The organism is Paenibacillus hamazuiensis (assembly GCF_023276405.1).
Taxonomy (GTDB): Bacteria; Bacillota; Bacilli; order Paenibacillales; family NBRC-103111; genus Paenibacillus_AF; species Paenibacillus_AF hamazuiensis.
The window spans coordinates 3,157,385-3,183,052 of record NZ_JALRMO010000001.1; the positions used below are offsets into that span (position 1 = coordinate 3,157,385).

The following is a 25,668-nucleotide window of genomic DNA, read 5'->3' on the forward strand; positions in this document are numbered from 1 at the left end:
TGCACTCCTTGTTGCCCGATCCGGTTTTCTAGGAAGAAAAACCGGCCGGCACGTAATAAGATAAATTGTTCGTGATGGGTCCGCCCATGCGGGCGATGATAGCGGACGGTTTTCCCCCTATGTAAAAACATCCCCAAAGCAGCCTGCCCCGGTATGTCCCGCGCAGCGTCTCGGCCTCCCCGGCCGGAAGCTCGACGTACTCCTGGTACACGGCAGGCTGCTCCCAATAATGAGGCTCCGCATCTTTGGCGATAATTCGCCCGTCCGTTTCGGCGATGATGATGCCACCGCCTTCGCGGCCGAAAATCGGCTTCCGGACGTAACGTTTTCCGGCGAGCGGCCCGCTCTCCAGATAGGTGGGCAGCATATGGTCGCGTATCGCTGCATGCTCGTCTTCCGTGTAAAATTGGCCGTTCTCGTGCAAATTCCAGATCAGCGCCTGAAGCGCCTTCGTCTGCGCGACGAAAGCGGACGGCGGGTTGATGATCGCAAGCCGCCTTCTAGCGATCAGATCGAGCACATGGGCCCCCGTCGGATAACCGTCCTCATCGCATTCTTCGGCGAGCTTTTCGAGCGCATGCAGCCGGTACAGCAAATCGACCGGTGCCAGCCGGCCGTCCTCCCCCGGCGCCTGCAGCAGGTCCTCGTATACGCGCAGCTCCGCCAGAGGCACAAACGAACCCTGCAGCCCGGACTGGGCGAGCAAATATTTGGCCGTTCCGGCATCCTCTTCGTGCCAATCGAGCGCGCTGAACGCGATCCTCTCGGCAGCCCAGCCCAGCTCGCGGTATTTCGCGGCTTCCGCCTGAAACGCATCGCAAATCATACCGTTCATTCCGGCGTTTGGGTTTTCCGCGCCGTAATATGCGCAAACCCGTTCGTTGACATGAAACGCCTCGACGATACCGGTCGGCGTATCGCTGTTAAATTCAAGCATCTTGACGCCGCGCTCCGTGACGGCAAAGTCAAACCGGCCGACCACGGTCGTCTGTCCCCCTTCAAGGCGGACCCTGCAAGCAGCCAGCGCCTGCTGCGGAATGCCGAGCTCGAGCAGCAGCGCATCGTCCGCCTGCTGAACGATGTCCACCGTCCTCGCGATGACGGCGCCCAGACGTTCAGCCGCCAGGCGGATGTCCCGCACCGTTTCGCGGCTCACCCGGTGCAAGCCGGCGAGCGCATACTCCTCGTCATACATCGTATCCCACGTAAACACGCCTTCTTCGCGAAGCGGTCCGTAAATCGCCTCTCTTGCCAAGCGGTAACGCATCGCCGCTACTCCGCCGGCTTCGCATAGATGACGTACACCTTGCGGTCTTCGTCGATTTCCGCCGACGTTTTGCTCCATTCGATCCCGTCCGCATACAAGTAATCGGACATCATATGGAGCAGGGCCGCGCGGTTATCCGGAAATTCGTACCGACTCACCAGCCTGTAGCCGTCCGCCCTTGCATGAAGCTCCTCCGGTTCCCGGTATTCCCTCAGTTCTATGCATACCCCGTTTGCCGGACCGCCCGGCGCTTCCTCCAGCGCATACTCGTCTTCCGCCTTTTTCACATAAATGACGAAACAGTCCGTTTCCGCCGCAGCGGAAGTCTTCTCATACACCGTCTTGTCTTTGACGAAATAATCGCAGACAAACCGGACGGCGATCTCCTCTTCGGCAATTTGCTCGTAGTAATACAGCAATGGAAACGCATCGCCGCCCTCGAACAAGCGGTATTCCAATTTGGCCATATGCAGCGATTCTCCTTTTTTTGACATCTTCCTAAACGTTATACGTGCGAACGGCAAAAAAGATGCGCCGGATGGAGCATCTTTTGGGAACTCGTTTCTTAAGGATCTTCCAGCACGTCGACCAGATCCGCAAACGGCACCCGGATGCTGCCGCCGTCCGCGCCGGATAACGTGACTTCCCGCTTCAGCGGGTCCATCTTGACGACGACGCCCTTCACCCGTTCGCAGCCCCGCGCGCCGTAACGCACCAGCGTCGTTTCCGTTCCGGCCGCCAAGGAGTCCGTGAGGCAGCGGGAAATGTGTTCGGCCTCCTGCGGATCGAGCGACGGGCGCGCATATTCGCGAATTTCCTCCAAATGACGGTTGATCGTTAATTTATGCTCGGGGAGCATCATGCGCGAAGAAGCAAACAGGCCGTTTCCTTGCAGCTTTTTACTCATTTGTAGTGGCCTCCTATTTTTCGGGCGCGATCCTGCGCCTGTCCCGCCTTGGTGGCCGAAGAGGCGCGCATGATCGAAGCGTCCCCGTATTTTTGCTTGATGCCGTCCGTCACCCGGGCCAGCGCCATTTTTTGCACACGGTTATCAAACAGCGTAAGCTGGTACTGCTGATCGCTGGTCAGGCCGTCCAGACTAACCCCGATCCGGCGAATCGGCTCGCCGTCCCAATGCTTCCGGAACAAGCGGCACGCCGCCTCGAACACCTCTTCGGTGACGTAAGTCGGATCGGGCAGCTTCATTTGCCGGTGAAAGCCGGAGGAACGCCCGGAGATGCTGCCCGAGCATCCGACGGAAACCGTGTTTCCCATGACGCCGTGCTCCCGGCACCTTCGGCATGCAAGCTCGGTCAGCTCCAGCAGCACGACCTTGATCTCGTCCCAGGCCGCGTATTCCCGCGGCAGCGTCATGTTGTGCCCGATATTTTCCATTTGCCGGTGGGTATACGGGTCGACCGGCGAGTCGTCGATGCCGTTGGCGATACGCCAAAGCACCTCTCCGTTAACGCCCCATTTCTTTCTCAACTTCTCAATGGGTGTTACCGCAAGCTGGCCTATCGTATAAATGCCCATCCGGTTCAAATGCCGGGTCATACGCGAGCCGACCATAAACATCTTGTTCACCGGGAGTGGCCAAAGCATTCGCTCCATCTCCGTTTTCGGCATGAGGCAAAGGCCGGTCGGATGCTTTTTGGCTACGTTGTCGCATGCCATCTTCGCCAGCACTTTGTTCTCGCTGATGCCGATTCGCGTGTATACGCCGGTCTCGACGCGAATGCGCTCCTGCATTGCCTTGGCGATGTCCAGCGGCGTCCCGAACAAACGCAGGCTTCCCGTCACGTCGACGAACTGCTCGTCAATGCTGTACGGCTCGACCAAATCGGTGAACGACTCCAATATTTTCGTAATTTGCAGCGACACATCGATGTATTCCTGCATCCGCGGGCGCACGACAACCAGCTCCGGACATCTGCGCAGCGCTTCCCCAAGCCGTTCCGCCGTCGTGATCCCCCACTGTTTGGCGATCGGGCAGGCGGCCAGAATAATGCCCGAATGAAATTCGGGGTCTGCGGCGACGACGACCGGCCGGTTTTCATATTCGGGATGGGCGGCCTTTTCGACACTGGCGTAAAAAGACTGGCAGTCCGCCATCATGATCACTCTCGGCTTACTCTGTTCCTGCTTCATGCCGATCCCCCCCGCCGCCTTGGCCGATGCCCAAATAAGCGGACAGCTTTCGTTCCGCTTCCGGCTTCACGAGCGTCCAGAGGAGCGACATATGATGATGGTAGCCTTTGTGCACATAATCGACCTCAAGGCTGTGCGGCGTTCGCCGCTGGGTGTACACGCGGATGCCGGAATCGCGCATGCGCCTCCGCAGCACCGCGATGTCGCCGGTCACGCTGTCCTGCACGGCCCGCAGCCGCCGGATGTAAATCGCACTCATTTTCAAATCGGCGCCTTCCAGACGTTTGACGTCGCGCTCCAATATATCCAGCATCAGCGGAAGCACGACGTAGTCCAAAATAAGCCGCGATTCCCCGCCCGCCTTCATCCGTTCGCTCATCCGGCATCCCTGCCTGATACGGACGCGGGTCTTACGGGCATCGCCGCCAAAATATGGTCGGTCCGAAACCGCCGGGGCGCCCGGCGATGCAAGCAAAATGCCTTCATGACGCCGCCCTGCACGGCGCGCACTTGAACCGCCCGCTTCGTAATGCGGCCCCGGCCGTCGATATATACGATATCCACGGTATGGCCTACATATTTGCCAAGCTTTAAATCCATGTGCATTCACCCTCCACATAGAACATTTGTTCTTATTATATCTAGAATACCGAACAAATATTCGTATTTCAAGAGGAAAATGCATCCTGACGGCAACCTTATCATGGATGCGAAAGAAAAAGGACCCAGCATTTACAGCCAAGTCCTTACATCTCTTTTGTTAGTATGTAGCGCCTTCGAGGAATTTCACTCTCGCTCCCATCGGCGGCACTTCGTTGCCGGCGACGACGACCTCCACGATCATCGGCTCCTTGCGGTCAAGCCATGCCTTCACCCGGCCTTCGTGCAGCTCCTCCAGCGACGACACCTGGGCGTACGCGATATCCAGCGACTTGCCGATATCGGCAATCGATATGCGCGTTTGCGAAAAATCGCTGAGGCATCTTTTGTACTGCAGCATATGGCCGTGATACACCATGCCCAACCGGGCGTTGTTGATGACGACGAATAAAATCGGCAGGTTATATTCCTTGGCGGTCAGCACCTCAAAGCCGTGCATGAAGAAGCAGCCGTCGCCGGTAATGCAAACGACCGGGCGCTCCGGCTCCGCAAGCTGCGCCCCGAGCGCACCGCCGATTCCCGAACCCATGCCTCCGAAATTGATGTCGATATCGAACAACTGGTCCCCGGTAATTTTAAGCTGCTGCAGCGAATACGTCATGAATTCCCCGATATCGATGTAAAAGCGGGTATTGGGCGGAGCTCCGGCCCCGATGCTGCGGATAGCGTTCGCCGTGTTCCATTCCCCTTCGGCCGGCGGCATGTCCCAAGCCCGGGCATCATCGTAAATTCCCTCTCTTCTGTACATGTTGTTATTGTTCTCGGCTGTCAAAGAAAGTAAATGCTCCATAACGAGCTCAATATGCCCTATAACAGGCACATCCGGGTTGTAGTTTTTTCCTAACTCCGCCACATCAAAATCGATATGGATCAGCTTCTTCCCGCGGATCAAACCCGCCTCCCAGTTACCCGTCGCCAGCTCGCCAAGACTCGAGCCGACGACCATGAGCACATCGTGATCGGATCCGTTCAAAGTATCCATCGCTTTCGGATAACCGGCCAAACCGTACACCCCGAGCGAAAGCGGATGATCTTCGGGAAAAGCACCCTTGCCTCGCGGCGTCGTTGCGACCATCCAGCCGGTTTGCTCGGCAAACCGCAGTACCGTCTCCCGTGCGCATTTCGCGCCGTACCCAAGCAGCATCGCTCCTCTCGAACCTGTGGAACGAATGAGCTCGGCCGCCGCCAGCACGGACTTGTTATCCGGAATCGCCGGTTCGATGTATGACTCATCGGACAGCCAAGGCATTCCGATATCCGTCATCTGAATGTCGATCGGTATCGCCACATGCACCGGTCCCGGCACGCCGCTTTGCGCAATCCGCAGCGCCTCGGTCAAAACATACGGTACCCGGTATGCGTCCAGCACCGTCGTGCTCCATTTCGTCACCGGGGTGAAAATCGGCTCTGCATCGAGTTCCTGCGCGCCGCCTTTGCCCCGCTTAGTGGACGGCACCCCGCCGGTGATAAAAATGACCGGAAGCTTCTCCTTCCAGGCATTCGCCGCCGGAGTGACCAAATTCGTCGCCCCCGGACCGCTGGAACCGAGACATACGGACGGAATGCCGGTAATGCGCGTGTATGCAGTCGCCATGTAACCGGAGCTGGTCTCGTGTTTGGCGACGATTGGCTTCAGCTCCGGAACGTCCATAAGCGCGTCGTAAAGCGCGTTAATGGATCCCGCCGGAATGCCGAAAATGTACTTCACCCCCTTGTTTGCCAAAATTCTTAATACCGCTTCAGCTGCCCGCATGCTTCATCGCTCCCTCCTTGGGCAAAGTGAACGTAAACGTCGTTCCTTGCCCTTCTATGCTATCAAACCAAATGCGGCCTCCGTGCAGTTCGATCAGCTGCTTGGAGATGGCAAGTCCGAGCCCGGTGCCGTTCACCTGGTTGTTAGCCTGATAAAACTTCGTGAAAATGTGCTTCTGCTTTTCCTGCGGGATACCGATGCCGTTATCCTGCACTTCCACGATAATGGAGCTGTCCTTCAAATAGCCGTTAATTTTGATGACGCCGCCGGCCGGCGTAAATTTATTTGCATTCGCCAGCAAATTAAGCAAAATTTGCAATATGCGCTGGCGATCCACCCGCACCTTCAGTTCGGTCTGCAGCTCGACAAGCAGCTTCTGCTTCTTTTTGCCGAACAGCGATTCCACGATGGCCACCGCTTCGTTCACAATGTCCGCGAAAGATACTTCGGAATAAGCGAGTTCGAATTTTCCGCTCTCCAGCTTGGCGAAATCGAGCAGTTCGTTGACCTGGTTCAGCAGCCGTTCGATCGCCTTGTTGGACGTTTCGATCAAATCCATTTGGGCGGCGTTAAGTTCGCCGAGTATGCCCCGCTTCAATATATCGACCGAACCTTTGACCGCGGTAATCGGAGTGCGCAGCTCATGGGACAGAGAGGCGATAAAGTCGTTTTTCAGCTCATTTAAAAATTGCAGCTCCTTCACGAGCTCCTGCAGCTTGAAATTCACCTGCTGCAGCTCGACCGTGCGCTCCTTGACCAAATTATCCAAATTTTCCGCGTGCAACGCGTTCGATAGCGCCGTGGCTGTAATATCCGCCACCGATTGGCAAATTTCGATTTCACTTTCCGTAAATTTTTTCGGTTCGTGGATCGAAGGAGCGATCACTACGCCGAACACTTTCCCTTTGGCGACAAGCGGCACCAGCAGCAGGCTGTAAATATCAAATGTCTTGCAAGCTTCGTGGTTTGGACGCGGATCGGCATATACGTCGGGAATCGCGATAGCCCTGTTGCCGTTGATCACTTCGAAAAACAAGCGGTCCTTGTCGATGCTCAGGTTAATTCCTTCCGTTTTATGCTTGTTTTTCCACTCGTCCTCGGTCACATTTGCGCCGGAAAGGTGAAATGGGTACAAGATCCGTTCCTTTTCGTTGAACATATGGATGCCGACATCCTGAGTGCCCGCCGCCTTCTGCAAATAATGGAAGCCCATTCTCAGCACTTCGTGTACGGATAGCGACTTCGATAACGCATTCGTTGCGTCCAAAAGCAGCTGCTGCCGTTCCAGAAGATGCTGCTTCTGCTCGAACATGCGGATGTTGCGGATCGCCACGCTCGCCATATTGACGAACGCTTCGGTGACCTCCATCTGCTCCTCGGTCAAATTCATCGGCTTGCCGAAATCGTGCACAAACACGAGTCCGAATATATCGTCTTCGACAAAGACCGGAACGCCGAAAATCGATTTGATTTTAAGTAAATGAGTTTTATCGGAATCCGCACGACGGTCCAAGGACGTATCCGGGATATAGATGCTGGTTCTTTGCTCAATAATGTCCCGGACAAAAGGATCGCTTGCCGTATCGATGAACAGCTGAGTGATGTCTACCGGCATTTTATTGCCCTTGAGGCCGTGGAAAATGCCGTCCTCCCCTTTGAGAAAGAAACCGACCAGATCCGCCTGGGCGATTTCGCCGGCGATCGCATCCACCAGCACCTGAAGAATTTCCGACATCTCGAATCGCGAGTTGATCATCTTGGTCATATGAAATAGCTTTTCAAAACTTTTCAACCGCATCGGCTTCGTCTCTCCCGTTCTCATAAATGTCAGCCCGCCTTTGCCTAGCAAACGAACAGCCGGTTTCGCCCTAAATTTTTCGCCCCGTACAGGGCCGTATCGGACCGGGAAATAATCTGCTCGATGCTGGTATCTTCTTCCAAGCTGCAAGTCATTCCGACGCTAACCGTAACGTGAGTCGTTCCTTCGAACTTCGATTCCGCCGTCAGCGAGGATACGTCCTGAATGATCGATTCCGCCACTTCCATCCGCTTCGCGGCGTCCTGAAGAAATACGAGGAACTCATCCCCTCCGTAACGAAACGCCAAATCCGTTTGAAGGTCGATGCGGGACAGCAGAATCTGCGCCACCTTTTTAAGCACCTCGTCGCCGACCAAGTGGCCGTGCTTATCATTGATGTATTTGAAATGATCGATATCGATCATCATCACAACCTGGAACGTTTTGGCGCCTTGCCGGATCATATCCATCACGGTCTCCAGGTAAGCCCGGTTATACAAACCTGTCAGCGTATCAACAAACGCCTTCCCCGCAAGCTGCACATTTTCCTGACGCAGGGCGGTCACTTTCCTTTGATGTGCGAGAGCGATGGATACTTTTTTCTCAAGCAGGTCGAGATCGAACGGTTTGGTCAAATAATCGAAAGCGCCGAGCTGCAGCCCTCTCAGCACGTCCTCCTTCTGCGCTTTCGCGGAAAGAAAAATGATCGGCGTGTCGAAGCCCGGCCTTTCGTGCAGCAGTTTCGCAAGCTCGAAGCCGGATATATCGGGCATCATGACATCGAGCAAAATCAAATCGGGGTCCTTTTCGTCAATCAGCTTGAGGGCGTCGGCGCCACATTCGGCTTCATGGATGTCGTAATGCAGCGACTTGAGGAAAATTCGCAATATTTCCAGATTATGCGGTTCGTCGTCGACGATCAGCAGACGTTTTGGCACGTAAATTCCCACCTTTTATACCTTAGGTTCGGGCAGATGGATTTTGATCTGCTCCTCGATGATTTCCAAAAACAATGCGGTCAACTCGCGGTCAAACTGTTTGCCTGTATTTAAAATGAGCTGGTTTTTCACCTCGTCCACACTTAAAGAATTTCGGTAGACGCGGTTGGACGTCATCGCATCGAAGGCATCGGCCAGCGAAACGATGCGGGCGAGCAGCGGAATCTCATCCCCCTGCAGGCCGTCCGGATACCCGCGTCCGTCAAATCGTTCATGGTGCCAGCGGACGATCGGAAGCAGCGGCTCCACCTGTTGAAAATCTTTCAAAAGCTCGTATCCCCAGACGGGATGCTGCCGGATAATCTGAAATTCTTCCTCGGTGAGCCGCCCCGGCTTGAGCAAAACGGGGTCCGGAACGGCTAATTTTCCGATATCGTGCAAAAGCGAGCCGAGCCTCAGCGTTTCCAGCTCGGATTCGCTTAAGCCTGCTTTTTTGCCGAGCAGCGCCGAGTAGAACGAGACGTTGTAGCAATGGTTTACCGTAAAAGGATCCTTTACCCGCAGCGCGTTAAACACGTTTTCGTATACCTTCTGTTTGACGAACTGCTTGCGAAAGCGGATCTTCTCCATCAACTGCTCCATCTGTTGACGTATCCGGCGGCAGATGCTCAGCTTTTCTTCACCAAGCGCCGTCGGAGCCGGAAAGCCGAACAGCAGCAGCCCCCGCTCGGCGTTCGCGTTCAGAAAAAACGCGTACAAAGACTGAAACCCCGAACGGCGAAGCAGCTCTCCCGCGTTGTCCGGCGGCCGGAAGCCGCTCTCGTCCAGCAAAAAGTCCGTCCCGTCGGAGAAAGAGCTGTGCCACTCTGCTCCTTGAACGACCGTGCGAAGCAGGTTTTCCGAACCTTCGGACATATTGACGGAATATACCGCCGGCTGGAGCACCGGATTATCGCTCGCAATCACTACGGCGATATGAGCGGTGCCGATTTCGAGATGTGTGTATGATTTAAGCGATTCCAGCGATTCCGTGATGGACTCTGCAGATAGGACATTTTTAAAATATTGAAAGTTGTGCATGAAAGTTGCCCCTAGTCCAGAAGTACAAACACAATATACATGCTTTATTCTGCAAAATTCGAGCGAATCCTTCTTGTTTTTAATATTTTTTGGAATTTACCGATGAAAAAAAGTAAATTTTGCCATGAAAAAACCAAGAAACCCCTTTCACTGGGAAAGGGGTTCATCCGGAAATGCGGATGCGGGGACATCCGTCATGAATCGACAGTTCGGAATGCAAGGCTGTGCCGCTCTCTAAAATCCTGCCGTCACGGTCCCGGTGCCTTTATCCGTCAGGTTTTCTCCGTTGCTGCCTCCAAAATTGCCGAACACGCCGCATCCTTCGCAGCGAGGGGACATCAGTTTTACCGCGGATTTCGCGCATTGGAACAAGCCGTTTCCGACGACGAAATTTTTGCGGCTGAACCCGCCCGGTCCGCTTTCGGAAGCATCCAGGACGATGCCGTCATCGACGTTTCGGATATCGTTGTCCGTGATCGCGTTGTCCTCCGCATTGAAGACGCTGATGCCGACCGCCGTCTTGCGGATTGCGTTGCCGTTCACGCGGTTGCCGTTCGGCCGTTCCTTCTCCACCGAAGGAGCCCCTTCCAGCCGGATTCCGGCTTTCGCGATTCCCGTGACGACATTGCCGGTGATGGAGGTGCCGTAGCAATAAGCGGAAAGCAAAATGCCGTAAGAAGCGCTGCTATCGGCCGCTCCGGCAATGACATTGTCTTTGATGACATTGTTCGCGCAAATCGACTCCGTGGAAGTGAGCACAATCGGAGTCGATTGGGGCGACTCGATGAAGTTGCCCGCGACCACCGTTTGCGAGCATCCGGAAGCAAGTTGTATGCACGACTGCCCGATGCCCATGAACCGGTTGCCCTGAATGAGATGACTTCCTCCGGATTGGCACAATATGCCGAAGCCTTCATAGGTTCCGCCCGCACCGACGACCATGCGGAACGAGCAGTCCGCTACGGTAACGCCTGTGCTGTTGTTCAGGTAAATCCCGTTGACGATCGTTTTAAACACACAGCCGGCAACTCGGGCATTTTTCACATTTTGCAGCGTAACCCCCCGCTCGAGGGTCATATAATTGTTTGTGCCGGATGCGGCGCCGGTCCCTTCGAGAGTCAGGCATTCGACAGACAGGTTCGAGATGTCGTCCACACCGTAGAGCATGGCAATCGCTCCCGCATTATAGGAAAGCTTGATGGAAGCCGCTTCTGCCCCTGCCCCGAGCAGCCGCACGTTCGATTTCAGCAAAATCGTCGAGTTGATCGTATATTGGCCGGGCGGAAAAAAAACCGTTCCCCCTCTCGCCTTCGCAGCCGCATCGATCGCCGCCTGAATCGCCGCCGTATCGTCGCTGCTGATGCGATCATTCCCCGCAGCACCGTAATCTTTGACATTATAATAAAGCGAATTCACCGTGGTCGTCGCCGCCTGTACCGTTCCCGGAAGCACCGCGCCGGCCGCCGCCGCGAGCCCCGCCGCACCCAAAGAAGCGAGCAGCTTTCTGCGCGATATCGCCTCGCCTCGCTTGGCTTCGTCGTTATGCAGCATATGTTCATCCCCCCATAAAAATAGTATTTGCTGAAAATTATAACTTTTTAGTAGAGTTAGGGCAACAGCACGTCACCCCCTAAATCCCCCCACCGGGGGGACCCCAGGCTTCCGAAGCTGGCTTAGCTCCGCAAAGCCCTCAAGGCGCTCGGGCGCCCTGGACCCGCCCGGTAGAGGGGACGCTCGCTTCTAGTTCGCGTTTGCCCGGCATGGATTTTTGGGCTTTGCGCCAAAAATCCTATGCCGGGCACGCTTTACTTTTGACGCGAGGTTCGAGGAGAGGTTTCGTGCCGCGAACTCGCATTTGTCCGCCATAGGTTTTGCTCTCACAAAACCTATGGCGGACACGCTCTACTTTGGGCGCGGAGATGCGGGGAATGATTGCGTGCCTCGGGCCCGCACTTGCCCGGCACGGAGCTTGCTAACGCAGTTCCTACTTCTGCAGTCCTGAGAGCGGCTTTTTCCGCTCTCGGGACATTGCAACACGCGCTTCCGCGCCCGAGAGCCGATTTTACCGTCTCTCGGAACGTTGGCACGCCTCTTCCGCTACTTCTGCAGGCCTGAGAGCGGCTTTTTCCGCTCTCTGGACATTGCAACGCGCGCTTCCGCGCCCGAGAGCCGATTTTACCGTCTCTCGGAAAGTCTCCTTGGGTGAGCCTCCTAAGTCTCCCCACCGGGGGGATCCCAGGCGCTTGGGCGCCCTGGACCCGCCAGCAACGCAGGACTGCTCGCTTCTAATTCGCGTCTGTCCTGCATGGATTTTTGCTGTTTGCAAAAATCCTATTCCGGACACGCTTTACTTTTGGCGCGAGGCTCAATGAGAGGTTACGTGCCTCGGGCTCGCGGTTGTCTGCCATGGTTTTGCTCGTGCAAAACGTAGGGCGGACACGCTCTACATCCTGCTGGCCCAGATTAGTCAATTATTGAACCGGACCGTGAACCAATATGTCAAAACAGTCACGATTTTTTTCCAACAAAGTGATTAGACTCACTATGAATAAAACGAAGCAATTTGATAAGGTCATCCAGTCGACTCTTTTGAGAAGTGTATACACTACCAGACTCTCGGCGCTTGATGGCAATTGCCTCCCGGATAAGTCCGTGCCAACGCTCGGGTAAAACTTTAAGCCCATACTCTCCAGCACCAATCTTGCTGGTCACATTACACTCCCGTATCGAATAATATTGTCGCAACATACCAAGAACGCACCATTCGACTGCAAAATCGAGTTTTTCAGATGGTACAGCGTGTTCCGACAAGTTCTCCCAATTGAGTTTTTGTTCCAATCGTGCAATCCAATCCGACCAATACGTGTTCATATTTTCAATAACGTAATCTATCAGTTTGTCAGATGAAAGCTCAAAATTAAAAGGGGTGCGCTGCCCATAGACACAAATGCCGTGTTCCCGCATCACCCACCATGTAACAGGATTTAGATCGCCGTTTCCATCGGATTGCAGTTTTTTGTCGTGATAGGTTGGAACTGGGGGGATTTCACCGACTGACCTCCCAAGGTCTTCTCGTCTGATATAGGCCCCCATAATGTCCGAATCCGGCAGCGCTTGTTCAACTTCCTCATGCGCTTTCGTAATCAATTCGATGTCAGATTGCAGGAGCGTTCGATTGACAATTGCGAGAAAATCGATATCACTTGAGCCCTCAATATAAGCGTTCAGCGCCGTTGAGCCATAAACATAAACGGACTCTATCGTATTCGGCAGCAGATTTTGCAAACTTTCGCATAGTTTACGCATAGTCGTATCAACAACTTCCGGCAATTTTTCGATCATACTGATCTCTCCTGACTTATCATCATTCCTTAAGTCCATTATAGATTGAAAAATGTTGTCTTCTTCGAGTTCTCCAAACATTATTAATTGTAATTGATTAATTCGTTTTAAAAATGGAAAAAAAATCATGATATTTTCCTATTTTGGGCTAAGCGCGCATCAGAAAAGCACATAAAAAAAACCGATCCTTCGGAGGAATCGGTTTAAATAATTGCTGGATGAACTAGCGGAACATGCTCCAAAGCTTGATCAGGTGAAACGTGTTGCTTGGATCGATTTTTTGCGAGATGACATAGGAGACCATATTTTCCGTTTGCTGGGGGCTTAATCGCTCTCCCAGCACTTTGGCGAGCATATCGACAAAACGTTTGACTTTAACCCGGTCTTGCAGATCGTACTTGGTGACGTCCTTGAGAATCATCTTCACCCGTTCTTTAGTTTCGGGGTTTTTCATTTTCAGCTTGACGCGTTCTACAAAAGCAGGATCAATCCCGTATTTTTGGTAGCTCATCGACAAACACCTCCGTTCGCACTCCTCCTAAGTGTATGTCGGAGGGCTTGAACATGTTTCGTCGTTTGTCCCGGTCAATCCATCAAATCGCTATCAAAAATGCCTTCTCTTTGCAAATATTGGCGGAGCGGAAGGTAGGCGGCCGCCGTCCAAAACTCCGGCTCGCGCACCAGATCGGCCGCATCGTCGCGGGCTTGCTCCATGATTTCGAAATCCTTCAGCATGTCCGCCACGCGAAAATCGGGCAGCCCGCTTTGCTTCGTGCCGAAGAAATCGCCGGGACCGCGCAGCTCAAGGTCGCGCCGGGCGATTTCGAAGCCGTCGTTCGTCTCGGTCATCGCTTTCATCCGCTCTTTGCCGACCTCGTTTTTCGGATCGGCGATGAGCACGCAAAACGATTGATGCTCGCCCCGGCCGACCCGGCCGCGCAGCTGATGAAGCTGGGAAAGCCCGAACCGGTGGGCGTCGTAGATGACCATGATCGTCGCGTTCGGCACGTCGACCCCCACCTCGATGACGGTCGTGGAAACGAGAATATGCAGCTCGCCTGCGGTAAACTGCCGCATGACCTCATCTTTTTCCTGGGTGGACATGCGACCGTGCAGCAATCCCGCCTTATATCCGAGCGCAGAAAAATGATGCTGAAGCTGCGCGTGCACATCGATCGCGTTTTGCACATCCAGCTTCTCCGATTCTTCGATCAGCGGGCAGATGACGTACGCCTGCCGCCCCTGCGCAACTTCCTTCTCGATAAAGCCGAGCACCCGCGGCAGCATGTCGTGCGTGACGGCATACGTCTTGATCGGCTTGCGTCCCTTAGGCAGCTCGCGCAGTGTCGACACGTCCATATCGCCGAAAGCGGTGATGGCGAGCGTGCGCGGAATCGGCGTCGCCGTCATCGTCAGCACGTCGGGGTTCATTCCCTTGCGCCGCAAAATGCTGCGCTGCTGGACGCCGAACCGGTGCTGCTCGTCGGTGACGACAAGGCCGAGCTGGCGGAAAAACACATCCTCCTGAATGAGCGCATGGGTGCCGACAACGATGTCGATCATGCCCATCTGCAGCGAGGCGAGCACATCGCGGCGCTGCCGGTCGGTCAGGCTGCCGGTGAGCAGCGCCACCTGAATGCCGTACGGCGCAAACAGCTTGTCCAAAGACCGCTTGTGCTGCTCGGCGAGTATTTCCGTCGGCACCATCAGCGCGCCCTGATAGCCGGCCTTCACGACGGCGTACAGCGCGATGGCCGCGACGACGGTTTTGCCGGCCCCGACGTCGCCCTGGAGCAGCCGGTTCATGCAGTACGGCGCCTGCAAATCCTGCAAAATCTCGGCGACGACTTTCTTTTGCGAGTCCGTCAGCGTAAACGGTAGCGCCCGCACGAAGGCGCGCACATCCGGCAAATCGACCGGATGCGCCACACCGTCCGCACGGTTATGCGTGATTGCGCGGTACGCCTGCATTTTGAGCTGGAACAAAAACAGCTCCTCGTACACCATCCGCTTGCGCGCCTGCTGGCCCTGATCCGTGTTCTCCGGCGAATGAATCGCAGTGATCGCGGCTTTCCGCGGCATCAGTCCATGCTTGTTCACCAGCTCGCGCGGCAGCACCTCCTGAATGAGGCCGCCGAATTGGACCAGCGCCTGCCTGACCGTCTTGCGCATCCATTTTTGCGTGATCGGGCCGGCCACGGAGTAAACGGGCTGCAGCGTGCCGATCTGGCTCGCCCCTTCGCCGGGAAATTCCGATTCCGATACGGTCAGATGCTGCCGTTTCTGATCCCATTTGCCGGTCAGTACAATGTCCGTACCGGCCTTCAGCTTGTCCTTCAGAAAATGCCGGTTGAACCATACCGCCGTAATGAAAAACCGGTCGACGATCACCTTGCAGATCATCCGCGATTTGGTGCGGCCGTACATTTGCACCTGTGCGTCCCCGGCGAGCTTGCCCTGAACCGTTACTTTTTCCCCGTCCTTGACCAGACTTAAATCGCGAATCGTATAATCCTCGTACCGGAACGGATAATATTCGATAAGCTGTCCGACAGTGCGGAGGCCGAGGGCCCCCAGCTCCTCCATTTTTTTGCCGCTGACGCCACGGATGTCGGTGAGCGCAACGGCATGCAAATCCAGCATCGTCATGACAGCGGAACGACAAACGCCGCCACTGTTCCGGGTCCTGTGTGCGTGCCGACAACAGGGCCGATGCTCGTATACTGCACGCTTTCGATGCGGAAATGCTGCTGCAGTTGGTTGTGCAGCTCCGCGGCGTACTCCGGCGCGTTTGCGTGGGCGACGGTAAGGCGGATCGAACGGCCGGCTACATCCTTGTCGAACAGCTCGACAATCCGGGCCATCGCCTTTTTATGTCCCCTCACCTTATCGACCGAATAAACGACTCCTTCAGGAGCGATCGATAATATCGGCTTAATATTCAGCAGCGAGCCGACCAGCGCCGCCGCTCTTCCGATTCGCCCGCCTTTTTGCAAATATTCCAGCGTGTCGACGAGGAAATACAGCGCCGTTTCATTTCGCAGACGCTCGATCAGCTGAAGGATCTCCTCTTTGGTTTTGCCCTCCTTGGCGGCTTGCGCGGCAGCCACCACGAGCATGCCGATCCCGTAGGAAGCCGATTTCGAATCGACTACGGTAATGTTCGAACTGCCGTCCAGCGTCGATTTTGCCATTACCGCGGATTGATACGTCCCGCTGAACGCCGAAGAAAGATGAACCGAGATGATTTGAACCTCAGGGTCCTCCTCGATCAGCCGTCTGTACGTATCCATGAACTCTACGGGCGATGGCTGCGAAGTGGTAGGCAGGCCGGGAAATGCCGCCAACTTCTCAAAAAAAGCTTCGGACGACATATCCACGGCATCCCGGTAAGATTCGCTGCCGAAATGCACCTTCAGAGGCACCATTTCAATCCCGAGCTCCGCCCTTACGTCTGCCGGAATATCCGACGTGCTGTCCGTCACAAGCTTGATGCGAGCCAAATAGACACACCTCTCCCTGCAAATTACTCTGCCGATAAAATATAATGATACAGCGGCTGCCCGCCGTCATGAATTTCCAATTCGGAGTCCGGATAATGCTCGCCGATCAAAGCGGCAAGCCGTTCCGTCTGCTCCTGACGAGCATCCTCCCCGGCATATACCGTAATGACCTCGGCTCCGTCCGCGAGCAAGCTTTCAAGCAGCAGTCCGCATGTGCGAAGAAGTTCCGGATGGGAAGCGACGATTTTACCGTCAACGAGGCCGATATAGTCGCCTTCCTTGACGTCGATGCCGTCCATCTCCGTATCGCGCACGGCGACCGTGACCTGAGCTGATTTCACCTGCTTCGTCGCCTGGGTCATCTGCTCCTCGTTGGCCGAAGCATCCGACTGCTCCTGAAAAGCGAGCGCCGCAGCAATGCCTTGCGGAATCGATTTGGACGGAATGACGATGACGGTCTTGCCTTCCGTCATATCCGCAGCTTGACGGGCCGCCATCACAATATTCGAATTGTTCGGAAGCACGAACACCGTCTCCGCCTGAATCCGTTCGGCCGCCTGCACGATTTGCTCGGTGCTCGGATTCATCGATTGGCCTCCGAACAGCACCTCGTCGACGCCGAGGCTGCGAAAAATATCGGAAATGCCGGAGCCGGCGGAAACCGCAACGAGGCCGTAACGCTTGAGCGCGGCGGCCGGCAGGCCCGCATGCTGAAGCGTAAGCTCCGGAGCGACTTCAATCCCGTCCCCGTACGTTTCATGTTCTTCCTGCTCGAGAATATGCGTATGCTGTTCGCGCATATTTTCGATCTTGATGCGAGTCAGCTCCCCGTAACGCATCGCCAAATTCATCACGTCGCCCGGCTGTTCCGCATGAATATGGATTTTGACCAGCTCATCGGTACAGGCGACGAGCAGCGAATCCCCGTGCTTTGCCAGCTGCTTGCGGAACTGCGCCTCATCGAAGGTTTGCCCTTGATTGGGGCCGGGCGCAAGCTTGATCATAAACTCGGTGCAGTATCCATGCTCGATATCTTCCGTCGCAAGTTTCGCCTGCGCCCGCTTCGGCTCTTTGCCGCGCAGGCCGGCATTAGCAGCGGGCCCGGCCAAAGGTTGTGCCTGAACGGCGGTATAACCGGCGGCTTCCGGCGCTATCCCGGCCGCATCCCCAACCAAAGCGGCAAGAAACCCGTCGTAGATGTACAGCAGACCTTGTCCCCCCGCGTCGACGACGCCGACCTGTTTCAGCACCGGCAAATAATCCGGCGTTTTCTCCAGCGCTTCGTACCCTTTCTTGACCGTCTCCCGCAGCAGTTCCGCCACATCGGGAGTACGCTTCGAGAAGGCGACGGCCATCTTCGCCGCTTCGCGGGATACCGTAAGGATGGTGCCTTCCACCGGCTTTACCACCGCCTTATATGCGGTGTCCACGCCGGTTTGCAGGGCGGCCGCAAACTGCTGCGCATCGATGTCCGCCTGATCCTGAACGGCTTTGGCAAAACCGCGGAAAAGCTGGGACAAAATCACCCCGGAATTGCCGCGAGCGCCCATGAGCAGCCCTTTGGCAAACGCTTCGGCCGCTTGGCCGATATGCCCGGAAGGGCGCTTCTTCAGCTCCTCCGCGCCCGATGCGACGCTCATGCCCATATTGGTGCCCGTATCGCCGTCCGGAACCGGGAATACGTTGAGCGCGTTAACGTTTTCCGCCCGATCCTGCAAAAACTGTGCACCCGACATCACCATGCGGTAAAATACGTGGCCGTCAATTCGATTTAAGCGCTTACTCAAGTCGATACCCCTTCCTGAAAACAATTGCTTGTAAGGCTTCCTTTAAATCCGGCTTATTTGGAAACGCGGACATCCTGGATCAGCACGTTCACCTGATCGACTTTCAACCCGACCACGTCGTTCAGCACATATTTGACACGCGACTGCACGTTATGCGCCACCTCGGAGATTTTCGTGCCGTAGCTGACAATAATATATAAATCAATCGCAGTGGATCCGCCACTGTGCCTCACTTCCACCCCGCGGCTCAAGTTGCCTTTGCCGAGTAGTTCGGCAATGCCGTCTTTGAGCTGCTTGCGCGAGGCCATGCCGACCAGGCCGTAACATTCCATGGCGGCCGCCCCGGCCAAAGTGGAAATCACTTCTTCTGTGATAAACACGTTGCCAAGTTCCGTTTGAAGTTGGGTAAGCATTGCTTCACATCTCCTTTATCACAGCCGTACGGACTTGTGTTACATTTTACTATAACCGTTTCAAGAAATAAATAAGAGAACCTGCGTTGACGCCTGAAGTTCCGCTGTGCTATTATATTATAGTGTGTTTTACAGGACTGGAAACGGTAAGCCTGCACGGGCAATTAGTACAAGTTTGCCACAATATCACTCCGTTCATGCTTGTTCGGTTTTTATAAGGAGGTGTAGCTCAATGTCCCGCAAATGTTATATTACCGGCAAAAAACCGGGAACCGGCAATCACGTGTCCCACGCCAACAACAAGGCGAAGCGCTCTTGGGGTGTTAACGTCCAGAAGGTTCGCATTCTCGTTGACGGCAAACCGAAGCGCGTTTATGTCAGCACGAAAGCTTTGAAATCCGGCAAAGTGACCCGCGTGTAATTCAGCCGCATAGACAAAAAGCACCTGACGCTCAGGTGCTTTTTTTGTGTATAAGTTATTGTTGACGGAGATTCGCCATACATAAGCCGGGCCCCCAAAAAAACCGGCAACCATCAAACGGCGCCGCCGCGGCAAGCCGGCTATTGGGGGACATCGGCTATTAAGTATTTTGACCTGCTCTTCAGTTTTTGCTGAACGTGTTAAGTACGGCTTTGACAAACCCACCCAAAAACTTAGGCAGCTTGATCGTGTAAAATTTCATGCCTACCCCTCCTTAACTGACGAAGATGCCCTTTCCCTTAGCGCGCCCGCCCCGCGAGGACCATCTTCCATTATGATACTCCATTATATTCCCATAGGCCGAAAACGTTCCACTCAAAATGCCCGCCCGCAGGCGCCCCGCACCTGACCGTCATCCCGTTTCCCGCACAAGAACAAATCCCCGAAATTTCTAAACAACAAAAAAAGGCTACAAGAGAAGCGACTCTTGTAACCATACGTATGCACGATGCGCCGAAATTATGAATGGTTATACGGGATTAGGGATTTCCCCCGTTTTTATGTACAAATACATGGCGTAAGCGATGGAAAATACGAAAAAAAGCACGACGCTTACAATTACGAAAGCGATACGCGGCCCCTTCGTATCGTAACGCCGGAAAAACTGGATGCCCGTATAAAGAGCCCCCAGGGAAAACAAGTATTTGAGCATGTCCTGGATTTGCGAAAACAACGTGAGCAGCAGCGCGCAAACGATGCTGTAGCCGATAATCCCGAGCGTCCTCATGGCGTCAGCGCCGCCCCCTGGCGGATATGCCGGATCGCTTCCGCACGGTTGGCTTCGCCGAATATGGCGTTGCCTGCAACCAGCACGTTCGCTCCGGCCGCCACCACCTGACGGGCGGTCGTCTCGTTGATGCCGCCGTCCACCTCGATGTCCACATGCGTAAGACCGCGCGCGTCCAGCTTTTGACGCAGCCGCGAAATTTTCGGCAGCATCGCGTCGATAAATTTTTGCCCGCCGAAGCCGGGATTAACCGTCATGATAAGCACCAGATCGAGCGCTTCGTCCGGTACATAATCGAGCGTTTCCAGCGGTGTAGCCGGATTCAGCACGACGCCGGCTTTTTTACCCTGTTCCTTGATCAGCGATAACGTCCGATGAAGATGAACGCACGCTTCCACGTGAACGGATATGAGATCGGCCCCCGCATTGGCGAAAGCCGGAATATACGGGTCCGGGTTTTGAATCATCAAATGAACGTCGAGCGGCAGCGCGGTGCGCGGGCGGATCGATTCGACGACCGGCGGTCCGATCGTGATGTTCGGCACGAAATGACCGTCCATCACATCGACGTGAATCCAGTCCGCTCCCCCCCGCTCAACATCCGCTATTTCGTCTCCCAAACGGGAAAAATCCGCTGATAAAATCGACGGTGCAATTCGCAGCATGTCAATACCTCCTCTTCCGGTCTTTCATCTCCCCTAAAAATTGTAAATAATGCTCGTAACGGGACGGTGCAATGTCCCCCCGCTCCTTCGCTTCGATCACCTTGCAGCCGGGCTCATGCTGATGAAGACAGCCTCTGAACTTGCAGCCGGCGGCAAAGCCGGAAAACTCCTTGAAGCAGGAGCCGAGCTCTTCGGTCTCCATATCGGCGAAATCGAGCGAACTGAAGCCCGGCGTATCGGCTACAAATCCGCCGTTGTGCAGCCGGATCAGCTCGACGTGGCGCGTCGTATGCTTGCCGCGGCCGAGCTTCATGCTGATTTCGTTCGTTTCGAGCGAAAGGCCGGGGATCATCGCGTTAAGCAGCGACGATTTGCCGACGCCCGATTGGCCGGCGACCACGCTGATGCGGCCGGCCAGCCTCTCCAGAATCGGCTCGACCCCTTCGCGGTACTTGGAGCTCGTCACGACCACGCGGTAGCCGATCCGCTCGTAAAGCGCAACGACGGCCTGCAGCGGCATATCCGTTCCCGGCGGAATCGCTTCGAGCGACGCAAGCTCGGCATCCTGCAGCAGGTCGAACTTGCTGAGGCAGATCAGGGTATCGACTCCCGCCTTCTCCGCGTGCACGAGAAATTTATCGAGCAGCTGCAAATTAAGCGCCGGTTCGTCGATGGAAAACACGAGAATGACGAGCTCCACGTTGGCGACCGGGGGTCTGACCAGCTCCGTGGAGCGGGGTAAAATTTCGTCCACGGTGCCTTCCCCGTTTTCGGTCAGCTCGAACAGCACCCGGTCCCCGACGAGCGGGGAAATGCCCTTTTTCTTAAAAATGCCGCGGGCCCGGCATTGAATCGTTTGAGCACAATCCTGGCCTTCGGGCAGGACATAGTAATATCCGCTTAATGCCTTGACGATCAAACCTTCTGGCATTAACTTCTGCCTCCTGTGGTCGGTGTCGTTCCCGTGCCTCCGGACGGCGCCGTGCCGCCGGAAGGAGGAGGTGTTGCCGCTCCTCCTTGCTTTCCGCTTCCCGGTCCGATCGGAGCGGTCGTGCCACCCGGCTGCGTGCCTTGCGTGCCCTGCCCGGGAGTCGTCGTTCCTCCCGGCTGCGACCCGGTCGTAGTGCCCGGCTTGCCGTTTTTGAGCGCCAGATAGTCCTGGTACGTGTACGTATAAATTTCGACGTTTTTGCCGTCGCGTTTGATCTGCAAGCTGGCATTTTTATCCGGAGATACGACCAGCTTCACCTCGACGTTTTGCGGCTTGCTGATATTGAGCGGTTTGCCGTACTCGAGATTGTCGTACACCGCGTCGCTCAAAATCAGCCTGACCTCGGACGTTTTCCCTTCCTGCTCCGGCTTGACCGTCACATTCACCGTCATCGGTCCGGCTTCGTCGGGCAGCCCGGAGCTGAGCACGAGACTGATTTCGGAGCCCACAGGCACGTCTTGGTTATACTCGTAAGGGAACTGCACGATCACCCGGTCCTTCGGCTGCTTGTAGCTCGGCTCGCGGCTGATGCCGTTCGGGGCTACCTTCAGCTTGCTGACCTCGATTTTGTTTCTTGCCTCCGCTTCGGTCATGCCGACAAGGTTCGGCATTTTGATCGTCTCGGGACCTTTGCTGACCGTAAGTGTAACCTTTGCCGTCGCCGCATCGATTTCTTCGTCCGGCGGCGGGCTCTGCTGAACGACCGTATCCGGCGGGTCATTTAAAAATTTGGTATCGACTTTAATCCGGTCGTCGCTGATGCCCATGCCGCTTAGCTTCGCCTTCGCTTCACTTAACTTGGATCCGGTCACAGTAGGCATCTTCTGCATCTCCACGCCTTTGCTGACACGCAGGGCGATCTTATTGTTCGGCTTGGTCTTCATATTTTTGATCGACTGGCTGATGACAACATCTTTGGGCACCTTGTCGCTGAAATCGTAATCGATGGGGGAAGCCTCGAGAGATTTTTCCTTCAGCATCGCCCGGGCTTCCTGCAGCGTACGTCCCTCGACCAGCGGCACGTCCACGTCGGGCGGCATCACGTTCAGGCTTTTGGCCCAGCCGACCAAATACCAGGCGCCGCCCATCAGAGCGAGCAAAATAATCGTCCAAACCGCCCACTTAATCCAGCGGTTTTTCCTGACCGGCGGCTCGTCCGATTCCTCCGCATCCTTGATGCGGCTCGGCGTCTCCATGTACTGATCCGGGCGGATCGCCGGAATAACGCGCGTTTTCTCCTCATCCAGCTCGTCATCGTCCATAAAGGCGAGCTTCGGCTCGTTGCGCCGGTCCGAACGAAGGCACGTATCAAGATCGTCCAGCATTTGCTTCGCCGACTGGTACCGCTCCCCCGGGTTTTTGCGCATCGCCTTCAGAATGATATTTTCCACGCTTTGCGGAATGAGCGGATTCACTTTTCGCGGTTCCTCCACATCCTCCTGCAGATGCTTAAGCGCCACGCTGATCGGACTTTCCCCGAGAAAAGGCAGCCTGCCCGTCAGCATCTGATAAAGCACGATGCCGAGCGAATACAGGTCCGATTGCTCCCCCGTCGAAGTCCCCTTCGCATGCTCGGGCGAAAAATAATGCACAGAGCCGACAACCGAACCCGTCTGCGTAATCGTCGACGAGGTGACCGCGCGGGCGATCCCGAAGTCGGTTACTTTGACGCGTCCGTTTTTGCCGATCAAAATGTTATGCGGCTTGATGTCGCGGTGGATGATCTGATTTTGGTGGGCATGGTCGAGCGCATCGCAAATTTGGCTCGCGATATGAACCGCTTCCTCCACCTGCAACGGCGCCCTTTCTTTAATCAGCTCGTTGAGCGTCGTGCCTTCGATATATTCCATCACGATGTAATGCGTATCGTCTTCCTGCCCGACATCATAAATGCTGACTACATTCGGGTGGGAGAGCGAAGCGGCCGACTGGGCTTCCCGGCGAAACCGGCGGATGAATTCCTCGTCGTGAACGTACTGCTGGCGGAGTACTTTCACGGCGACGTTACGATGTAATAAAATATCGAGTCCCTTATAAACAAGCGCCATGCCGCCGCCGCCGATCCGCTCCAAAATCTCGTATCTGCCGCCTAACTGCGAACCGATCATTCATCCCTCACCCCTTTTCACCGTGAATGGAAGGCTCTGATTCGTTTTTTACCAAAATAACGGTCACATTGTCGTCTCCGCCGGCGTCAAGCGCCCGCTGAACGAGCCGGTCCGCCTTCTCGTCCAGCGTCCCTTCCGACAATACCGTATCGATAAGATCGTCTTTGCTGACGAGACTGCTCAGCCCGTCGCTGCAAATCAGCAGAAACTCCCCTTCCACCCATTCGATTTCCTGAACGTCGACCTCGATCGTCGGCTCCGTGCCAAGCGCCCGGGTCAGCACATTGCGGCGAGGATGATGGCTTGCTTCCTCACGGCTAATTTGCCCGCTTTTTACCAGTTCATTCACAAGCGAATGGTCTTCCGTCAGCTGTTCGATAAGCCCCGGATTGATCCGGTAAGCCCGGCTGTCCCCGATATGTCCGATGACGATATGATCGAGAGCGGCCGCCGCGACGACGACCGTCGTTCCCATGCCGTGATAATTTTCGCGCTGGGAGGCAAATTCGTAAATGTTTTCGTTGGCCGTCTCGATTGCGTATTTAACGGCATCCTTGCATTCTTCACGGCTCATCCCGGTATGAATCGATTGCAGATGGAGCTGAATCTGCTCGATCGCCATTTGGCTGGCAATATCTCCAGCTTGGTGGCCGCCCATCCCGTCCGCCACGATGGCGAGGGTAAACCCGCCGACGTCCTCCAGGACGACGGCGCGGTCCTCGTTCACCATCCGCACGCGGCCGATGTCCGTTTTTACAGCCATTTTCATGGCTTAATCACCTCGCACTTGCCTCCATATGCTTCGCTCTCAATTGACCGCAAGCCGCCGCGATGTCGCTGCCCTGCTCGCGCCGTATGGTGGCGTTGATTTTGTGGCGCTCGAGCACCCGCTGGAACTCAAAGATGTCGTCCCTCGACGTCCTGACGAAATCCCGCTCCATGACAAAGTTGACGGGAATCAGGTTGACGTGGCTTAGCGGAATTTCTTTCAGCACCTTGGCGAGTTCCTCGGCATGTTCGGGCTGGTCGTTGACGCCGCCCATCAGGGCGTATTCGAACGTAATGCGCCGGCCGGTTTTGGCCACGTAAAATTTGCAAGCCTCGATCAGGTCGGCAAAAGGAAACCGCCGGTTCACAGGCATCAGCTTGGAGCGCAGCTTGTCGTTCGGAGCGTGGATCGAAATCGCCAAATTGATCTGCGTGTCCTCTTCGGCAAACCGGTAAATGTTCGGCACGATGCCGCTGGTCGATACGGTAATGTGGCGCTGGCCGATGTTGAGCCCTTTCGGATGAATCATGACCCGCAAAAACTTCATGACCGCGTCGTAGTTCTCGAACGGCTCCCCGATGCCCATAATGACGATGCTGCTGATGCGCTCGTTCGTTTCGTCGAGCTGCTTTTGCGCCTTGACGACCTGGGCGATAATTTCGCCGGGCGCCAGATTGCGCTTCAGCCCGCCGAGCGTCGACGCGCAAAACGTGCAGCCGATGCGGCAGCCGACCTGCGTCGTGACGCAGATGCTGTTGCCGTAATTATGCTTCATGACGACGGTTTCGATCGCGTTTTTGTCCTCCAGCTCGAACAGAAACTTGACCGTGCCGTCCTTGGACTGCTGTCTGGCAATTTCCTTCAGCGTGACGAAATTGAACTGCGCTGCCAGCTTTTCACGCAGCGCCTTCGGCAGGTTGGTCATCTCCTCGAAGCTGCCTACCCTTTTCACATACAGCCAATCGAAAATTTGCCCGCCGCGAAAGGCGGATTCGCCATTCGCCTTGACCCACTCCTGCCATTCCTCCAAAGAGTAATCGTAAGCGAACGGCTTTTGCGGCGCCGCTTCCTTCACTTTGGCCGCAGTCCCGCTCGCAGCGGACCTCTCTGCTGCGGCAGCTTCCGGTTCCTCGGATGCCGCTGCCGTCGTCCCCTTGATTTCCTTTGTATCCATCTTTTATCACTACCTGTCCTTAAGGTTCATGCAAGCCCACTCGGGGTGGAAAGGGGCCGCC

The 25,668-nt window shown here is 55.5% G+C and carries 25 protein-coding genes; 1 reads left to right on the forward strand and 24 read right to left on the reverse strand.

The features are described 5' to 3' along the window. Window positions 1-28 precede the first annotated feature (28 nt). From MYS68_RS13930 to MYS68_RS14010, 17 genes are all read right to left on the reverse strand, one after another. Window positions 29-1,267 carry a glutathionylspermidine synthase family protein gene (locus MYS68_RS13930; protein ID WP_248926423.1) on the reverse strand — a complete coding sequence of 413 codons (1,239 nt, stop codon included), beginning with the start codon at window positions 1,265-1,267 and terminating at the stop codon, window positions 29-31. Between the two features lie 5 nt (window positions 1,268-1,272). Then, window positions 1,273-1,734, reverse strand: a complete 462-nt coding sequence (locus MYS68_RS13935) for a hypothetical protein (RefSeq protein ID WP_248926424.1) — start codon at window positions 1,732-1,734, stop codon at window positions 1,273-1,275. Window positions 1,735-1,832: 98 nt separating this feature from the next. Further along, a complete protein-coding gene (locus MYS68_RS13940) occupies window positions 1,833-2,174 on the reverse strand; it encodes a YolD-like family protein (protein WP_248926425.1) in 342 nt (113 codons plus the stop codon). Beyond that, complete coding sequence (locus tag MYS68_RS13945; RefSeq protein WP_248926426.1) at window positions 2,171-3,418, reverse strand: DNA polymerase IV; 1,248 nt, start codon at window positions 3,416-3,418, stop codon at window positions 2,171-2,173. Before MYS68_RS13945 ends, MYS68_RS13940 begins: the two co-directional genes overlap by 4 nt. Beyond that, window positions 3,399-3,797 (reverse strand): YhjD family protein, encoded by a 399-nt coding sequence (locus tag MYS68_RS13950; RefSeq protein ID WP_248926427.1) that lies wholly within the window; start codon window positions 3,795-3,797, stop codon window positions 3,399-3,401. The genes MYS68_RS13945 and MYS68_RS13950 overlap by 20 nt, the downstream gene beginning before the upstream one ends. Beyond that, complete coding sequence (locus tag MYS68_RS13955; RefSeq protein ID WP_248926428.1) at window positions 3,794-4,018, reverse strand: hypothetical protein; 225 nt, start codon at window positions 4,016-4,018, stop codon at window positions 3,794-3,796. The genes MYS68_RS13950 and MYS68_RS13955 overlap by 4 nt, the downstream gene beginning before the upstream one ends. A 160-nt stretch (window positions 4,019-4,178) precedes the next feature. Further along, window positions 4,179-5,831 (reverse strand): thiamine pyrophosphate-binding protein, encoded by a 1,653-nt coding sequence (locus tag MYS68_RS13960; RefSeq protein WP_248926429.1) that lies wholly within the window; start codon window positions 5,829-5,831, stop codon window positions 4,179-4,181. Next, window positions 5,818-7,653, reverse strand: coding sequence for a GAF domain-containing sensor histidine kinase (locus MYS68_RS13965; RefSeq protein ID WP_248926430.1), 1,836 nt, complete (start codon window positions 7,651-7,653; stop codon window positions 5,818-5,820). Before MYS68_RS13965 ends, MYS68_RS13960 begins: the two co-directional genes overlap by 14 nt. A gap of 20 nt (window positions 7,654-7,673) precedes the next feature. Beyond that, window positions 7,674-8,567 carry a GGDEF domain-containing response regulator gene (locus MYS68_RS13970; protein ID WP_248926431.1) on the reverse strand — a complete coding sequence of 298 codons (894 nt, stop codon included), beginning with the start codon at window positions 8,565-8,567 and terminating at the stop codon, window positions 7,674-7,676. Window positions 8,568-8,582: 15 nt separating this feature from the next. Then, window positions 8,583-9,647 (reverse strand): HD-GYP domain-containing protein, encoded by a 1,065-nt coding sequence (locus MYS68_RS13975; protein ID WP_248926432.1) that lies wholly within the window; start codon window positions 9,645-9,647, stop codon window positions 8,583-8,585. A 234-nt stretch (window positions 9,648-9,881) separates the two neighbouring features. Further along, a complete protein-coding gene (locus MYS68_RS13980; protein WP_248926433.1) occupies window positions 9,882-11,198 on the reverse strand; it encodes a glycosyl hydrolase family 28-related protein in 1,317 nt (438 codons plus the stop codon). A 957-nt stretch (window positions 11,199-12,155) separates the two neighbouring features. After that, on the reverse strand, window positions 12,156-12,989 hold the full coding sequence (locus tag MYS68_RS13985; RefSeq protein WP_248926434.1) for a nucleotidyltransferase domain-containing protein: 834 nt from the start codon (window positions 12,987-12,989) through the stop codon (window positions 12,156-12,158). A gap of 223 nt (window positions 12,990-13,212) precedes the next feature. Further along, window positions 13,213-13,500, reverse strand: a complete 288-nt coding sequence (locus MYS68_RS13990) for a stage VI sporulation protein F (protein ID WP_248926435.1) — start codon at window positions 13,498-13,500, stop codon at window positions 13,213-13,215. A 74-nt stretch (window positions 13,501-13,574) separates the two neighbouring features. Beyond that, on the reverse strand, window positions 13,575-15,638 hold the full coding sequence (recG, locus tag MYS68_RS13995) for an ATP-dependent DNA helicase RecG (RefSeq protein ID WP_420852120.1): 2,064 nt from the start codon (window positions 15,636-15,638) through the stop codon (window positions 13,575-13,577). Further along, window positions 15,635-16,492, reverse strand: a complete 858-nt coding sequence (locus MYS68_RS14000; protein ID WP_248926437.1) for a DegV family protein — start codon at window positions 16,490-16,492, stop codon at window positions 15,635-15,637. Before MYS68_RS14000 ends, recG begins: the two co-directional genes overlap by 4 nt. A 23-nt stretch (window positions 16,493-16,515) precedes the next feature. After that, complete coding sequence (locus tag MYS68_RS14005) at window positions 16,516-18,279, reverse strand: DAK2 domain-containing protein (protein ID WP_248926438.1); 1,764 nt, start codon at window positions 18,277-18,279, stop codon at window positions 16,516-16,518. 53 nt (window positions 18,280-18,332) lie between these two features. Further along, complete coding sequence (locus MYS68_RS14010) at window positions 18,333-18,692, reverse strand: Asp23/Gls24 family envelope stress response protein (RefSeq protein WP_248926439.1); 360 nt, start codon at window positions 18,690-18,692, stop codon at window positions 18,333-18,335. Window positions 18,693-18,924: 232 nt separating this feature from the next. Here MYS68_RS14010 and rpmB point away from each other — a divergent pair, with 232 nt between their 5' ends. Then, entirely contained in the window at window positions 18,925-19,113 is a 189-nt protein-coding gene (gene rpmB, locus MYS68_RS14015) for a 50S ribosomal protein L28 (RefSeq protein ID WP_248926440.1), read from the forward strand. Window positions 19,114-19,294: 181 nt separating this feature from the next. On the opposite strand, the gene spoVM is transcribed toward rpmB, so the two are convergent. The 7 genes from spoVM to rlmN all read right to left on the reverse strand — a co-directional run bounded on the left by spoVM (window position 19,295) and on the right by rlmN (window position 25,607). Next, window positions 19,295-19,375 (reverse strand): stage V sporulation protein SpoVM, encoded by an 81-nt coding sequence (spoVM, locus tag MYS68_RS14020; protein WP_014652194.1) that lies wholly within the window; start codon window positions 19,373-19,375, stop codon window positions 19,295-19,297. Between the two features lie 267 nt (window positions 19,376-19,642). Next, window positions 19,643-19,900, reverse strand: coding sequence for a hypothetical protein (locus MYS68_RS14025; protein ID WP_248926441.1), 258 nt, complete (start codon window positions 19,898-19,900; stop codon window positions 19,643-19,645). Further along, window positions 19,897-20,565, reverse strand: coding sequence for a ribulose-phosphate 3-epimerase (gene rpe / locus MYS68_RS14030; protein ID WP_248926442.1), 669 nt, complete (start codon window positions 20,563-20,565; stop codon window positions 19,897-19,899). The genes MYS68_RS14025 and rpe overlap by 4 nt, the downstream gene beginning before the upstream one ends. A gap of 1 nt (window position 20,566) precedes the next feature. After that, window positions 20,567-21,496 carry a ribosome small subunit-dependent GTPase A gene (gene rsgA, locus MYS68_RS14035; RefSeq protein ID WP_248926443.1) on the reverse strand — a complete coding sequence of 310 codons (930 nt, stop codon included), beginning with the start codon at window positions 21,494-21,496 and terminating at the stop codon, window positions 20,567-20,569. After that, on the reverse strand, window positions 21,496-23,664 hold the full coding sequence (pknB, locus tag MYS68_RS14040; protein WP_248926444.1) for a Stk1 family PASTA domain-containing Ser/Thr kinase: 2,169 nt from the start codon (window positions 23,662-23,664) through the stop codon (window positions 21,496-21,498). Before pknB ends, rsgA begins: the two co-directional genes overlap by 1 nt. A gap of 7 nt (window positions 23,665-23,671) precedes the next feature. Then, window positions 23,672-24,433 (reverse strand): Stp1/IreP family PP2C-type Ser/Thr phosphatase, encoded by a 762-nt coding sequence (locus MYS68_RS14045; RefSeq protein WP_248926445.1) that lies wholly within the window; start codon window positions 24,431-24,433, stop codon window positions 23,672-23,674. A 7-nt stretch (window positions 24,434-24,440) separates the two neighbouring features. Beyond that, complete coding sequence (gene rlmN, locus MYS68_RS14050; protein ID WP_248926446.1) at window positions 24,441-25,607, reverse strand: dual-specificity RNA methyltransferase RlmN; 1,167 nt, start codon at window positions 25,605-25,607, stop codon at window positions 24,441-24,443. Between the last annotated feature and the right edge of the window lie 61 nt (window positions 25,608-25,668).